15 protein-coding genes are annotated in these 13,336 nt (G+C 67.6%); 6 read left to right on the top strand and 9 right to left on the bottom strand.

The window, feature by feature from the left end:
* Positions 1–151: 151 nt before the first annotated feature.
* Complete coding sequence (locus tag AB0F91_RS39710) at positions 152–1,093, bottom strand: recombinase family protein (RefSeq protein ID WP_360606384.1); 942 nt, start codon at positions 1,091–1,093, stop codon at positions 152–154.
* Positions 1,094–1,280: 187 nt separating this feature from the next.
* Between AB0F91_RS39710 and AB0F91_RS39705 the strand changes: the two genes are divergently transcribed.
* From AB0F91_RS39705 to AB0F91_RS39685, 5 genes are all read left to right on the top strand, one after another.
* On the top strand, positions 1,281–2,192 hold the full coding sequence (locus AB0F91_RS39705; RefSeq protein WP_360606382.1) for a hypothetical protein: 912 nt from the start codon (positions 1,281–1,283) through the stop codon (positions 2,190–2,192).
* A gap of 128 nt (positions 2,193–2,320) precedes the next feature.
* Positions 2,321–3,223, top strand: coding sequence for a DUF5677 domain-containing protein (locus AB0F91_RS39700; RefSeq protein ID WP_360606380.1), 903 nt, complete (start codon positions 2,321–2,323; stop codon positions 3,221–3,223).
* Positions 3,224–3,528: 305 nt separating this feature from the next.
* The gene (locus AB0F91_RS39695; protein ID WP_360606378.1) at positions 3,529–4,218 is read left to right on the top strand and encodes a hypothetical protein; all 690 of its coding nucleotides are present in this window, start codon (positions 3,529–3,531) and stop codon (positions 4,216–4,218) included.
* The gene (locus AB0F91_RS39690) at positions 4,211–4,825 is read left to right on the top strand and encodes a hypothetical protein (protein WP_360606376.1); all 615 of its coding nucleotides are present in this window, start codon (positions 4,211–4,213) and stop codon (positions 4,823–4,825) included. The genes AB0F91_RS39695 and AB0F91_RS39690 overlap by 8 nt, the downstream gene beginning before the upstream one ends.
* 92 nt (positions 4,826–4,917) lie before the next feature.
* Positions 4,918–6,231 (top strand): hypothetical protein, encoded by a 1,314-nt coding sequence (locus AB0F91_RS39685; RefSeq protein ID WP_360606374.1) that lies wholly within the window; start codon positions 4,918–4,920, stop codon positions 6,229–6,231.
* Between the two features lie 106 nt (positions 6,232–6,337).
* On the opposite strand, the gene AB0F91_RS39680 is transcribed toward AB0F91_RS39685, so the two are convergent.
* From AB0F91_RS39680 to AB0F91_RS39665, 4 genes are all read right to left on the bottom strand, one after another.
* Positions 6,338–6,910: a hypothetical protein gene (locus AB0F91_RS39680; protein ID WP_360606372.1), complete on the bottom strand. Its 573-nt coding sequence runs from the start codon at positions 6,908–6,910 to the stop codon at positions 6,338–6,340.
* 88 nt (positions 6,911–6,998) lie between these two features.
* Positions 6,999–8,645, bottom strand: a complete 1,647-nt coding sequence (locus AB0F91_RS39675) for a hypothetical protein (protein ID WP_360606370.1) — start codon at positions 8,643–8,645, stop codon at positions 6,999–7,001.
* Positions 8,642–9,022, bottom strand: coding sequence for a hypothetical protein (locus tag AB0F91_RS39670; protein WP_360606368.1), 381 nt, complete (start codon positions 9,020–9,022; stop codon positions 8,642–8,644). The genes AB0F91_RS39675 and AB0F91_RS39670 overlap by 4 nt, the downstream gene beginning before the upstream one ends.
* A gap of 91 nt (positions 9,023–9,113) precedes the next feature.
* Positions 9,114–9,338 (bottom strand): hypothetical protein, encoded by a 225-nt coding sequence (locus tag AB0F91_RS39665; RefSeq protein ID WP_360606366.1) that lies wholly within the window; start codon positions 9,336–9,338, stop codon positions 9,114–9,116.
* Between the two features lie 155 nt (positions 9,339–9,493).
* On the opposite strand from AB0F91_RS39665, the gene AB0F91_RS39660 reads away from it, so the two are divergent.
* On the top strand, positions 9,494–10,480 hold the full coding sequence (locus AB0F91_RS39660; RefSeq protein ID WP_360606364.1) for a hypothetical protein: 987 nt from the start codon (positions 9,494–9,496) through the stop codon (positions 10,478–10,480).
* On the opposite strand, the gene AB0F91_RS39655 is transcribed toward AB0F91_RS39660, so the two are convergent.
* The 4 genes from AB0F91_RS39655 to AB0F91_RS39640 are packed head-to-tail and all read right to left on the bottom strand — an operon-like array spanning position 10,401 to position 13,302.
* On the bottom strand, positions 10,401–11,540 hold the full coding sequence (locus AB0F91_RS39655) for a hypothetical protein (protein ID WP_360606362.1): 1,140 nt from the start codon (positions 11,538–11,540) through the stop codon (positions 10,401–10,403). The two genes, AB0F91_RS39660 and AB0F91_RS39655, sit on opposite strands and share 80 nt — an antisense overlap.
* Before the next feature lie 49 nt (positions 11,541–11,589).
* Positions 11,590–12,393, bottom strand: coding sequence for a hypothetical protein (locus tag AB0F91_RS39650; RefSeq protein WP_360606360.1), 804 nt, complete (start codon positions 12,391–12,393; stop codon positions 11,590–11,592).
* Positions 12,390–13,025 (bottom strand): sigma-70 family RNA polymerase sigma factor, encoded by a 636-nt coding sequence (locus AB0F91_RS39645; protein WP_360606358.1) that lies wholly within the window; start codon positions 13,023–13,025, stop codon positions 12,390–12,392. The genes AB0F91_RS39650 and AB0F91_RS39645 overlap by 4 nt, the downstream gene beginning before the upstream one ends.
* Entirely contained in the window at positions 13,012–13,302 is a 291-nt protein-coding gene (locus tag AB0F91_RS39640; RefSeq protein WP_360606356.1) for a hypothetical protein, read from the bottom strand. The genes AB0F91_RS39645 and AB0F91_RS39640 overlap by 14 nt, the downstream gene beginning before the upstream one ends.
* Between the last annotated feature and the right edge of the window lie 34 nt (positions 13,303–13,336).

Genomic DNA, 13,336 nt, shown 5'->3' with positions numbered 1-13,336 from the left:
TCACACAGATGCCTACTTCGTAGGCACGTACTGACAGCCGCCGCCGCAAGGACCGAACGCCAACCGCCACCTTCTTGAAGCGCTGGTTGCAGCACCCACTAGCGCCGGGCCCGCTCGGCCAGACCCAGGTCGGCCAGCCACCGATCCACGGCTACAGGGAGACGTATTCGCGGATCTTGCCGCGGGCGTGGGGGCGGTGGTCGCCGAGCGCGATGCCTAGTGTCGGGAGGCGCTTGGCGATCTGCAGCTCGGTGAGCGGCTTGGTGACCGGCACGTCGGCGTAGCCGCGGTCGTCGGTGTCCCACTTCGACACGTCCGCCTCGACGCCGCGGATGCGGGTGACGACGCCGTCGACGACGTAGACGATCGCCTTGAGCCGTGGCCAGCGGGCCGGGGCGATCGGGAACCACTTGCGGTCGGCCTCCAGCTGCACCTTCTCGCTGGCGCCGGTTTCGCCGTAGCGGCGGCTGGTGTCGGCGTCGATCTTGCGGGTGCGGGTGTTGCGGTAGACGACCAGGGCGCAGTCGCCGCCGTCGTTGTAGGCGTGCAGCTGCCGGTAGAGGGTGGTGCGCCCGACGCGGAAGGTTTCGGCGATCTCGGCGACGGTGTGCTCCCCCGCGTCATACATCCGCTGCGCCTGATCCAGCTGCCGCTGCGTCAGCGCCAGGGGCCGGCCGCCGACGCGGCCGCGGGCCCGGGCGGCGGCCAAGCCGTCCATCGTGCCTTCGACGATCATCTCCCGGTCGTACTCGGCGAGCGCGGCCAGGAAGTGGAACACCAGCCGTCCGCCCGGGGTGGAGGTGTCGATGCCCTGTTCCAGCACGATGAAGTCGACCTCATGCTCACCGAACCAGCGGACCAGCTCAAGCAGGTGCTGCTGGGACCGGCCGATGCGCTTGAGCCGGGTCACCACGACCTCGTCGCCGGCGCGGAGCTTATCCAGCATCAGATCCAGCTTCGGGCGCGAAGACAGCTTCCCGGACACCTTCTCGATGAACATGTTCTCTGCGGCCACCCCCGCCGCGGCGAGCGCGTCGATCTGGTGATCGGTGCTCTGGTCGCGGGTAGACACCCGGGCATACCCGAACCGCATGCGATGAGTCTCCAAACTCTCCGGTAGCCCTTAGGCGAACGTTGATTTCGATACACTAAATCGGAACCCATTCTACCTGGATACCTCGACGCCGCGGCAATGGGTGCCGAAAACGATCGTTTTAGGTACCCATTGGCTGTGATTGCCGGCCTGACTCCGTGATCGGAGCTTGAAGCGGAGTAGCCGGATGCCGGCCGACGAGATTGTCGGTGTCCCGATCTATGCTCGCGCTCTCGAGCACAGCAGATGGGGTCGACACATGAGCGAACCGTGGGGCTCGTCGCAGAGCGACGCCAAGGAAGCCCGCACTTACAGAGAGATCCTTGAGGACCCCTTCCTTGATGGACAGGAAAAAACCAGGACGATGGCTGAGTCGACGGTCGCGCACGCCGTGACTCTCTTGCTGCAGCGTGGCGATCGTGATACCGCCGCACTGGTGTTGGATGTCGAGGCCATCAAGGTTGAATACGACGACCAAAACGAAGAGTGGGAGATCTGGCTGGAGGTGGCCCCCGAGCACTATCCCCGCTTCACGCGAGAGTGGACAGAGACGTTCAGCGACGTGTGCAAGGAGATCTCCAGGAGGATGGGGTACTACGAGTTCTACCTCGCGGTGCGGGAAACGCTGCCTGAGGTGGGTCCGAGCTGGCGGGATCAGCTGCAGGACCAGTTGACGTCTACGCGTCGACCCACTAACCAGGCCCGCCGAGCACGCGCGGAGCCACCGCGGTTCTCGCAGGACTATCTGGCGTTCACGAACCAGGGTGAGCAGACCGTCTATCGCGCCCTTCGTCAGATCCAGGAGCAGGACCTCCCGAGCGACGAGACCATCGGCATTTACCCCCTCGCCGGCGGGCGTGTCCCGGGAAAAACGTGGGAGCCGGACTTCCTCGTGACGTACAGGGGGCGTGCCGGCGTGTTGGAAGTCGACGGCCCTCACCACAATGCTCGTCGCGCGCTGGACACGACGCGTGAGCATCTGCTGCGCGACGCCGGTATCGCCTTCGTCGACCGGATCATGGCTGAAGCTGTCGAGAACTCGGCTGAGCTGAACGCCGTGCTGAGGCGGTTTCTACGTCGGCTCAGGGAGACGGCGTAAGGCCATACCGACCTGCGCGGCGAACCTCGCCCCGTTCGCGCGCGCCGCCGAACGGGCGAACCTTCCGGCCAATAGCCCGACAACTACTTGCCGCCGCCGTGAGTGGGCTGTGGCATGCCCCAGTGCCTGTGAATGAAACCCCCGACGCCGCAGCGCGGTTGGCAGCCGTAGAGACGTGGATCGCTGCAGAAAAGCAAACCTTCATTATTGGCGATTTGAGCTGGGACACGGCCTGGTCCGACCTTCGCCGGATCGCAGCCAACTACGTCCTGCGGCGTCAGCTCGAAGCCCTCGACGCCACCGTGGTGCTGACTAAGGCGGGCCTCGGCCATCTGGCTGTCGGATTTGTTCGGCCAGCGCTCGACGAGCTGCTCTGGATGCTGTGGATCAAAGACCTACCGCATCGGGATGCACAGGACCTCCTCATGGCTATGGGGCGTTCCGACGCCATCCGCTCTCTGCTGGCCCAGCGTGCCTATGTCGGCGATGCAGTGATGCAGGAGCTGTGGTACCCGGTGAGGTTCCTCGATGCCCAGGAGCAGCAGCTAACCCCCGTAAAGGATGAGCTGAAGAGGCTGCGTGGGAAGTTCAACTGGTCAGGAGGCCAGCTGCCAAGCGCAAGTTGGGTTGCGGAGCAGAGCGGCCACAAGGACCTATACGACTACCTTCACGCCGCCACGAGCCGTGCCCTTCACTTCTCCATGGGTGAAGTGATGCGTAACGGCTGGGGTGAGCCCGGCGGGAAGTTGGTGACACTGAAGCCAGAGTTCCGCAACTACCGGACCGACTTCGCGCTACACCATCTACCCATGCTCTTCCTGCAAACCGCGATTGCCTGCAGCGACTTCCTCGACAGCGCGGGGATCACTGGGCCGGAGGACGAGGCCCTGGCTGAACAGCTGACTGCTGCAGCCAAGGCTCTTGGCGAGTTCGGGCGTGTACCCCTCGTCCATGCCCACGAATGGAACCTGACGCCGAACGGGCCACTGCGGTATCCGGCCAACCCGCCGGACTCGCTCGCAGAGTCGTGATGAGTGCTGAGAGCGCTGTGCGGTACGAGTAGCAGCAGGTGGGGCGAACGCGCCGTCGCTGAACGACGTGACCGTTGCCCGCTCGCCCACTTCACCTCGACCTCGCCGAGTGAGCTCCCCTGTTCCCCCTCGCTACCGATATCACAGGTTATCGGTAGTGTTGGCGCTCTTACGCGCCGCCATACGAGTGGTTGTCATCAAATTCATGACATCTGATTGCTCGTCATGGTTTAGTTGACATCATGACGTTGACGGAACCGGAGCCGGACGACGCGGCTCCCTACACCGACGCGACCCGAGCGCGGATGGCGCTCGCGGCCGCCGCGCAGGAGCTGGCCGACTCGGCCAGGGCCTTTGTCCCGATCCCCCCAGGCAGCCTGCGCTCCTCGGGCGGCAGTGACGTCGACGCGGTGGAGATCGAGGATGCGGTCCGGCTGCTCGCACGTGCCGAGGAGGTCCTCGAGTGCATGGTGGTGTTCGCGGTGATCTCGGGGGCCACCTGGGATGTGGTCGGCGATGGGCTCGGCACCGCGAGGCAGAACGCGAACAAGAAGTACAAGGAGGCGGTCGCACGCTTCCGTGAGGCGCTCGCGCAGCCGATGGCCCTCAAGCCCGACGGCACCTCATACCTGCGCCTGGCGGACGCCGCGCACGACCCGGAGGTCTGGGCCAGCCGGCTCGACGCGTGGGTGGAACGGCATCACGAACCGCACGAGTTCCGCATCGCTGCTCGTCCGGTGTCCGACGGGCTGGCGCGCCTGCACCCGCAGCTGGAGCTGATGCGCCTGCAGGCTCGGCGCCGGGAACTGACCCACGAGCACCTCGTGCCCCCGGCCGAGGAGGTCCTGCCGATCGCCGAGCGCGAACTGGTGCTGTGGAAGCAGATGGGCGAAGCCGGCCACGAGGTGGCCGAGCAGGTCGAGCGGATGCAGCGGCAAATCACCGAGCTGCGTGCCACCCTTCCCGAGTCCGGCACGGAGAACCGTCGTGGCTGACGCCGGCGACATCGCCACCTGGGTTGCCGCGGGCATCGCCGTGGTGGCGGCGGGGTTCACCGGGCGGCAGACCCGCGAAGCCCGCAAAGCTCGGATCGCCGCGCAGGATCAGGCAACCGAGGCAGCCAAATCCCGCGCGGCTGCCGAAATTCAAGCCCGCGCCGCCGAAGACCAGGTGGCTCTGATGCGTGAGGAACGCGACGAGCGCGACGCGCCGGAGTTCTCCGTGTCGGCGGTCGACGCCTTCACCGTCGACACGGACTACTTCGCGGCCAAGATCGTGCTGCGCGTGGAACGGGGCCAGGCGCTGCGTTCGCTGACCGTGACCGCCTCGGGTGACTTCGTCGAAACCAGCGGTCTGCACCGGTTCACCGTCGGCGGCGTCGCCGCCGGCATCGTTCTCACTTTCGACGACGTCCGGCGTGGACGTGAGCTCCTCTTCTACGCCAGCACCAAAGACGGTTACGTCGGCACCACCATCAACCTGACTGTGACCTGCCACGAACGCGACGGCGAACGAACCTGGCAGCGCCACTACGCCTGCACCATCGACCAGCGCCCTGAAACGCCAGCTGCTTGGGGAACCTGGACGCCACTTCAAGCCTGACCGCCAATAGGCCTCGCGTAACGCGCGGGGACTACCTGATCGACGTTCTTCCTGTCGCCACTCAGCCGTATTCGAGCCACCGAAAGCAGTCAATGAGCACCAGCCGGATCTACAACGACGAGGCACGCCCCCGTGCCCTGCTGCAAGACCTGCCCGACGACACCGCGGCTGAGGTGGAGCGTTTGTTCCCGAAGCCGCGCCGGGTCGTGTACGGCGAGCAGGTGCACGAGCCCGAGTACGACGTCTTGATCACTAGCAGCGCGGTGCACCGCGATGGCCGACTGCACGTCGTGGCATTCGGACCCGAAGAACTCGGCTGGGCTGACGGCGGAGAGGACCTCAACCCGAATGTCACTTTCGGCACTGAGACAACCTTGGCCAACACGCTCACCGTGCCGGAATCGGTGAAAGGCCGGCTCGGGGAGCTCGTCCATCGGTACCTCGTGCCCTACTTCAGCGCACTGACGGCCAAACCCAGGCTCAGCTTCGTCCAGAGGCAGCTCGGCAATGTGGGCGGGAAGCTGCCGGCCGGCCAGTGGTGCACTCCCTTTTTGCTCGCAAGCGATGGCAGCGTGCTGGCAGGTGCGTTCACCCGCTACAAAGGCGGGCGGTGCTGGGTTCTGCCCAAGAACTGTCCGGCGCCGGAGTTGTGGGTGGCGGCCGCGTTGAAGGAGTTCCACGAGCTCGACCCCGAAGCAGTTCCGGGGCAGCCGGACTGGTGGGAGCAACCGGAGTGGGCGACGATCGAGCAGCAGCGCGCTCGGGCCACGGTGGCAAGTCTGGAGACCCAACGCGAAAAACTGCTGCGGGACCTAGACACCGAGTTGGCGGTCGCTCGCGAGGGGGTCGGCCAGGCAGACGCCGCCGCGGCCGTCGGCTCAGCCCGTCTCCTCACCGCCGACGGCGACGAGCTCGCTCACGCGGTCCAGACCGCGCTTGAGGACCTGGGCTTCACCGTCGAGGACATGGACCAGGTCAACTCACCCGGTCAGCGCCTCGAAGATCTGCGGGTGCGTGATCCGCACGCTCATCCCGGGTGGGAAGCCCTTGTCGAAGTCAAGGGTTACACCGCCGGGGCGAAGGTCAACGACCTGGGCAAACTTCTGCGATGGAAAGCCCACTACGTCAAAGAAACCCGCCGCGATCCCGACGCGCTCTGGCACGTCGTGAACGCGTTCCGTCAGAACGACCCGGTGACGCGGCCGGTGCCGATACCTAGCGATGAAGACCTGGAGAACCTCGTCGCCGAAGGCGGCGTCCTGATCGACACCAGAGATCTGTTCAAGGCTCAGCGCGACGTCGCCGCCGGCGCCGCAGATCGCGACGAAGTCCGCGTGGCGCTGCGGTCGGCGACCGGCCGCTGGACACACGATCCGCGCGCCGCGGCTGACGAGGAACCCACTTGATCCCCCTCCGGGACGACTTCACTGACGAACCATTCGCCCGACTGGATCAGGAAAAGCTCGGCCGCACCTCGCTCGATGACACAGCATCTCCGGCCATAGTGGCGCTTCAGTGCTGGAGGTTCTTGGCGATCTTTTCGAGGATCTTCACTCCGTCGTGGATGGTTTTGACGTCGGTGAACATCGCGCCGCGTCGAACGTCGAAGTCGAGCTGAACGGTCTCGTCGTACCAGCGTCGCTGGCTGTCGCGGTATCGCGTGGTGACGGCGAACGACATCGGCAACGTGCTTTCGTACCGCTCGGGAGCGCTGTCGAAGAACATCCGGAACTCGCGGCCGGGCGCGACCATCGGCGTCGGCTCGTTGAACATCCGCACGTCTTTGAGCTTGAACTGCGGTGCGTCTTCGCGTGCGCGCTCGGGCGGTGGGTCGAACGTGATTGTGAGGTCGTAGGCGGGGGTGGTGCCGATGTTGGTGATCACGAGATCTGCCAGCTTTGCCGCGGCGAGGCCGGGGGCCAGGTCTACGACCACGTACGGCCTACTCTGCTCGATCCGAGTCTTGCGGGCCGAGCGCAGTTGGAAGTAGCCCACCACGAGCGCGACGAGGAACGCGCCGCCCGCGACCACGGTGCTCAACGCCTGCCAGGCGAGAGCGCTGATGCCCCAGAATTCCGGATTCATAAGCGTGAACGTCGTCGACGCCGGGAGATTCGTTTCACGCGCGAGGCCGAGCGGTTCATCGCTGGGCTTCAGCATCACGGTCAAGTCGTTAGCGCCTTTGGTTCATCACGGGGCTGCGGTCGCGCAGGACGTAGACCTGGCCGCCGCCGGTGAGGGAGCCGTGCACCGTGGTGGAGCGAACCCATGTCCAGCGTCGTTGGCGCCGGCCGGTGCCGACGGGCTGGTCGCGCCAGTGTCCACGGCGCAGGTGGGGCCGCACTCCCGGTCCGGTGGTCTCGGCCGGGTCGGGGGTGCGGCGGGGTGAGGTGGCGTCGATGTCGAGCACGTGCAGCTCGCCGGTGTCGGCGAGCGGGGCGCCGATCCCCGGCGCCGGGTGGTCGGACAGGCGTGCGGGCAGGTCCTGGGCTTCGTGCCAGCAGCTCAGCGCGATGCCGGCGATCAGGTTGTCCAGCGGCCGGCGCCACTGTGCCCGGGTCCGCGAGGCGGGGATGGCGACGCGCGCGAGGGGCAGGCCCGTCGGGTGGTAGATCGCCACGCACCAGGCGATGTCGTCGCCGGGGACGCCGTGGTCGTCGGCGGTGAGCAGGATGCCTTCGACGTAGCCGCCGTAGCCGTCGAGGAACTCCAGCGGCGAGGGTAGATCGTCGCGTTCGGCCAGACCGGTGGCCTGCAGCCGGGTGAGCACGTCGCCCAGCTCGGGAGGGGCCAGGTCCGTGCCGAGGCGGCCGCGGGCGTAGGTGAACAGCGGGTGCCCGTCGAGCATGGGGTGCTTGTTCTCGTAACTGGGCTCGATGCGCCACGGCGTGGATAGCACGGCGAACACGGTCGGGAACGGCAGCCGGAGCTCGACCTCGTCGAGCAGCGCCCGTGCGGCGGGGAAGGCGCTGGAGTGTTCGCCGGGCAGCCACATCGGCACCGGCCGGCGGTCGGGATGCCAGCCCTGGGGCCAGGTGCTGCGCCGATACCAGTACAGGAGGTCCAGCGCGTCGGCCGGATGCGGGACCAGGGGCGGCTGCCGCCAGGGGGCGGCGAACACCGCGTCGCGTCGCAGCTCGGGTCCGGGATAGTCGATGGCGGGCAGGCTCGGGGCGCCGGTGGTGGTGGCTCCGAGCTGGGCGCGCAGAGCGGGGGCGTCGGTGGTGTCGGCGGGGATCCGCATCCACGGCGGGATCGCCCACGTCCAGCACGCTTCGGGGTGGGTGTCGAGCGGTGTGGAGGTGGCGTAGCGGGCGTAGGCGCCGATGTCGTCCTCGGCGCCAGGCGGCAGCCAGCCGGCGAGGGACACCTCGCGGGTCGGCTGCAGGGAGGCGCCGGCCTGCTTGCGGTACCAGGCCTGCTTGAACTCGGCGCTGGCCGAGGCGTGCACTGCGGGCAGCGCCACCTGCACGCCGGCCTGGCGCAGCTGCTCCAACGCGTCGGGGCTGGCGGAACCGCCGGTGAGGTCGTGATCGACCGCGCGGACCTTGCGCAGCGCGGCTTTCAGCTGCTCGCGGGTGCGGATCGCGCCCCCGGCGCGCCGGGTGGCCTCAGCGACGTAGGCAGCGAGGCGGCGTTCGGTGATGCGCCGCTCCTCGGCCAGTTGCCGGCGGGCCCGCGCGGCACGCTCGGCTCCGGCCCGCGCCTCGGCCGCGCGCACGGTCTCCTGCTCGACCTCGCTGCGCAGCTGCTCGAGTTCCTCGGCCAGCGATCGTTGTGCCTGGGCTTGCCGCGAGCGGGCCTTCTTTCCCCGGGTCACGACAGCACGTCCTCGTCCTCGCTGTTCACCGCATTCGCGAAGGCCTCCATCGCCGCGCGGACGTCCTCATAGAACACGCGCTGGGCCGCGTGCAGCACAGGATCGCCCTCCCCCAGCCCGGCGATCTGGACCCGCACCAGCAGCCGCGACGCGGCCACCATGAGGTCTTCGGCGTCGACGCACGTGCGCTCGATCTCCCGGCGTGCCTGGTCGATCTCCGCCGACATCTCCGCGTCCCGATCGCGGCGGGTGCGGGCGATCTCGGCCTGCAGCCGATCCAGCTGGGCCGCTTCCCGCTCGTCGGTTTCCCGCTGCTGGCGCAGCGTCTGCAGCGTGCGCCGCAGTGCGTCCCGCTCGGCGAATTCCCCCATCGTCACCGAACCACCGTGCCAGAGCCTCACGTGCGTGGATCATGAACCGCGCCGGTCACGCGGCCAGCTTCATTCGATCAGCGCAAGCCTCGAACGCCTACGGCGTCGGGGCGGGGCCGACGTATTCGACGCGGTAGCGGAAGGTGGGAGTGTCGCTCTCTGCCATGGGAATGCGGTCGGGGTAGACGTCGACGATGATCGCGCCGTCGTCGTCGGTGTCCACGTAGGACTGCCAGGTCAGATCGCCCTGGATCACGCCGTCGTCGGCGCTGAACGCCAGCCGGGCCACGTCGACGGGGTCGGTGATGTCGGGCTCCTCCATGCTCATTCCTTGATCGTCGCGCAGCTGGCCGTGGGTCCGCGGCAGCGACGCACCGCGCATCCGGGGGCTCTCCCGGCCACGGTGCGTGCGGAGGTTGCTCCGTTGGTGGCAACGTCCACACCAATCCGGCTCCGCGGCACGCTGTGGCTCCTACAGTGGAGTTTCCCGCGCCGGGCCGGTGGGATCCGCCGGAGCCGAGCGCGCTGCCGGCGAAGCGGGAAGCGCTGATCGATTCGCTGCGCAACCCATTCCAGACCTCGGCGCTGGTCTACAACCTGGCCACCGAGCGCGGCGCGATGCCCGCCCTCAGCAGCGACCTGGGCGCCGAAGCCGCACGGCTGCTCGAGCAGGAACGGGCGCGGCTGGCCGCAGCCGAGCTGTACTTCGTCACCGCCGACATGACCCGCCTGGCCTTGGCCGCAGCCGAGACGCTGCCGGTGCATACCCTGCATCCCGAGGACGTGCCCGCCGCGTCCGGCTTCGTCGTGTTCGCCGAGCCCATCGGCGCCTACCGGCCCGATCCGTTGCCGCGGGGCCCGGGTGTGCGGCCGGCCGACACCGGCGACGACGTGGTGATGATCGTGGCCGCCTCGTGGGGGCCGCTCGACGGCGTCCTGGCCGGGCAGGCCGGTGTGTGGATCACCTTCTGGTCGCCCAGCGACCCGGCTATCGAGATCCCGCGGATCATGCAGCGCTACGGCGTGAAACGCGAGAAGGCCGAAGCCACCTACCGGCAGGCACTGCTCGAGTTCACCTGGGACAACGAGATGGTCACCAAGTTCGGCGCCGACGGAATCGTGATCAAGGAAACCACCACCGACGGCCCCGTGCTGCACAGCGAGGACTTCGCCACGACCGACGTCGGGTGGGAACAGATCAAGAACACCACGGTGGCCTGGGGCCAGGCCGTGCGCGCGACGTGGCTGCTGATCACCCAGCCCGGAGTCACCGACGTCGACGAGCAGCCGCTGCCCGACCTGCTCATTGAGCTCGAGACGTCGCGCGTAGCTCTCCCTGCGAACGACCGCGGGCGATCGTCGGCGACGGTATGTGGCCCTGGGCCTAGATGTACGTCGGGTCTTCGACCGTCTCGATGGGCGGCAGTGCCCAGGTCGCGGGTTCGCCGAGGCGGTGCGTGGTGAGGATGGCGTCGACCTCGATGTGGAGCTCGGCGACGAGCTGGGTCCGTGTTGGGTCGTCGAGCGTGTTCTTGCGCAGCTGAGCGGCGTAGTCCAAGACGGTGGGGGCCATGATCTTCCACCGCGCGGCGGCCGCGGCGGCTTGCTTGGGCAGCACGCCCTTGAAGAACTCGATGATGTTCGGCATGTCGCCGTTGATGGGGGTGAGGTCGAGCGCGAGCTCGTCTTGCACCTCGGCCAGGTAACGCTTCTCGGTCTTGTCCGGCAAGGTGAAGAACTGGCGGCGGGTCTCCTGGACACGAAATCCGAGGTCCTTGGCCATCCAGAACAGCCACGGGTGCCCGCGCCGGCAGATGAGCGTGGGGACGATCGGGACGTCGGGCAGGTGTTCCGACGCCAGGGCGGCCTTGTGCAGGAGCTGGTACACCTCCGGGTGCCGTGGGTAGAGGGTGAGTCGCCGGTTTTTCATTTCGATCAGCACGAGGTGGTGCGGCAGTGGGATCCGGGTGGCCGGATCGAAGACGGTCAGCCAGGCTGCGTTGTCCACCGCCCCGGGGAACCTCAGGCCTGCGATGCGGATGAGTTCCCCGAACTTGCCGTCGCTGTTGACCGGGGTGAAGCCGTCCCCGCGCCCCATCGCCATGGTGAGCGAGTGAGAGAGGACAGCTTCGCCGGCGTCGCCGAAGGTTGAGCTCCACCGGTCGTAGCGGCCGTAGAGCATGCCTTTGCGACGTGAGGCTGCGGCGATCGCGGTCTTCCGCAGCCGCGTGTTGGCGGTGACCAGCAGGTCGACGGAGGTTTCGCCTTTCGTCGTGTGGACCGTGCGCGAGATCCGGTTCTCGCGTTCCATTTCCTGCTGAGCCTCGGTCAGGATGTGAGGGAAGAACCGGAGCGGCCGGACGTCGGCCGGCGGAACCCAGCCGTGCTCCCAGAGCCTGGCCTCCATCTCTGCGTGTGGCATGACCAGGCGTTCTTCGAACGTGTTCTCCATCGCCGCGCGCGCGAGCGCGACCCAGCCGGCCTTGTCGAGGCTCCGGCCGCGCCCGTGCGCTGGATTTTGCATTTCCTCCCCCTGCAGCCGCCCTATATAGAGGTTTCTCGGGTCGGTGCGATCAGCGCGCGAACAAGGTCGCGTCGCCGACGCCTAGCACCGTGCCCGCGCACGCGCCGGACGTCGCCGAGATCGCTCGCGCGCTGATCGAGATCTGCTGCGCACCGTTCGCCGGCACATTGAGGTGCAGCGCTCCCGCGCCAGGCGTGAGTTCTCCGTCGAGGTGCACGCCGTTGTCCAAGTCGATCTCGTAGTGCAGTGCGTCTGCGCCGGTGCGCGGGACGCCGACGGTGAGCTCCAGCTGGTTGTACTTCGCTTCGAAGGTGGTCGTGATGCTGCTGGCGGGGCAGCCGACCGCGATGGTGAACCCGTCGGGATAGGGCTCATCGGACAGCTGCATCGGTGTCCGAGTGATCACGGCGCCTTTCCACTCGGCCTTGGTGAGCGACTTCTGGCTGCCGGGGACCGGCTGCGCGGTCGGCGACGCGCCCCCGGATCCGGGGGTGACTATCGAGGGGTGCTGACCGGAGGCGGTGGCGCTACTCGTTTCGGCCGCCGGATTGTTCAGCTCCGCGAGGGCGCCACAGAAGGTCGCGACCACCAGCGCGGAGACACCGATGATCGCCCACCCTGCCCGCGTGAGAGCCCCGGCCGATGGCCTCAGCGCCGGATGCGGAGCGGTGTGCTGCGGGGGCACCTGTTTCGTGACGGTCTCGGATCGCACCTCGGCCTGGTTTCGTGGTGCAACCACTGCGCGGAGGCCGGCCTCGACGTCCACCGTGCGGTCGAGCGCGCGGTACAGCCGCTGGTTCGCCTTGCTGAGGATGGCGTCCAGCTCGTCGTCGTTGATCGTGGCCTTACTCATTGCGCACCCCCGTGCCGCAGTTGTCGGACCTGTTTCGTCAGCGCGGCCCTCGCTCGTCGCACGGAAGCCCGTACCGCCTTGGGGGTCGTGCCGAGCGCCTTGGCGATCTCCGCGTCGTCGTAGGCCTCCTCCATCCGGTAAGCCATCACCATTCGCTGCTGCGCAGGGAGCGCATCGAGCAGCGCGGTGATCTCCTGTATCTCCTCCCGCAGCTCCGATCGTGCCTCCGGCGACAGCAGCGGCGACGCGGGTTCGTCCTCGCCCTCGAACACATCGGTGAGCTGCTCTTGCGAGGCGGGGACGGAACGCAGGAACGCGGTGAAGGCCACTTTCCTGGTCCAGGCCTTGGGATGCCGGACGGTCGCCCAGCGCTCGTAGAGTGTGGTCATCGTGCGCTGGGCGACATCCTCAGCCTGCGGCAACGTCGCGCCGAGCTTGATCACGAAACCCACCAAAGCCTTGATGTCCTCGCGGTAGAAGGCGGCGAAACCGTCCGCCTCCGCGCGGGCGAGACCTTGTCGAGCATCGTGGTCTGCGTCGAGGATCGCCTCGATCTCGGCGTCGGAGATCCCGATCGATTCGGGAAGCGGCGTCGGGGATCTGTCGCTGTCCGCGGTGTCATCGCCGACCACGGCTCACCCGCGCGTTCTTGCCCTGAGGGCGGCTGGCGTAACCGATCTCGACCATCGTGCGGCCGTCGCGCTCAAGGCCGGTCAGTCGACTACCTGGTGGCAGACCGGTGACCATCTTTTCCCATGCCGCGTACCGCCTGGCCCTCGTCGCGACGTGGGTCGCGAGCACCAGCATGATCACCACGAGCAGCACCGCCACTGTCAACAACATCATCTCCACCACTTCCTTCCGGCTCGGGCCGTCCTTTCCGGTCTCGGCCTTGTGCCGTCCGGACATAGGTGAGAGCCGCGAAGGCGAGTCGAGGAGACTA

The sequence above is a fragment of the Amycolatopsis sp. NPDC023774 genome (assembly GCF_040639695.1).
GTDB lineage: Bacteria > Actinomycetota > Actinomycetes > Mycobacteriales > Pseudonocardiaceae > Amycolatopsis.
This window is presented reverse-complemented; position numbering and strand designations above follow the sequence as displayed.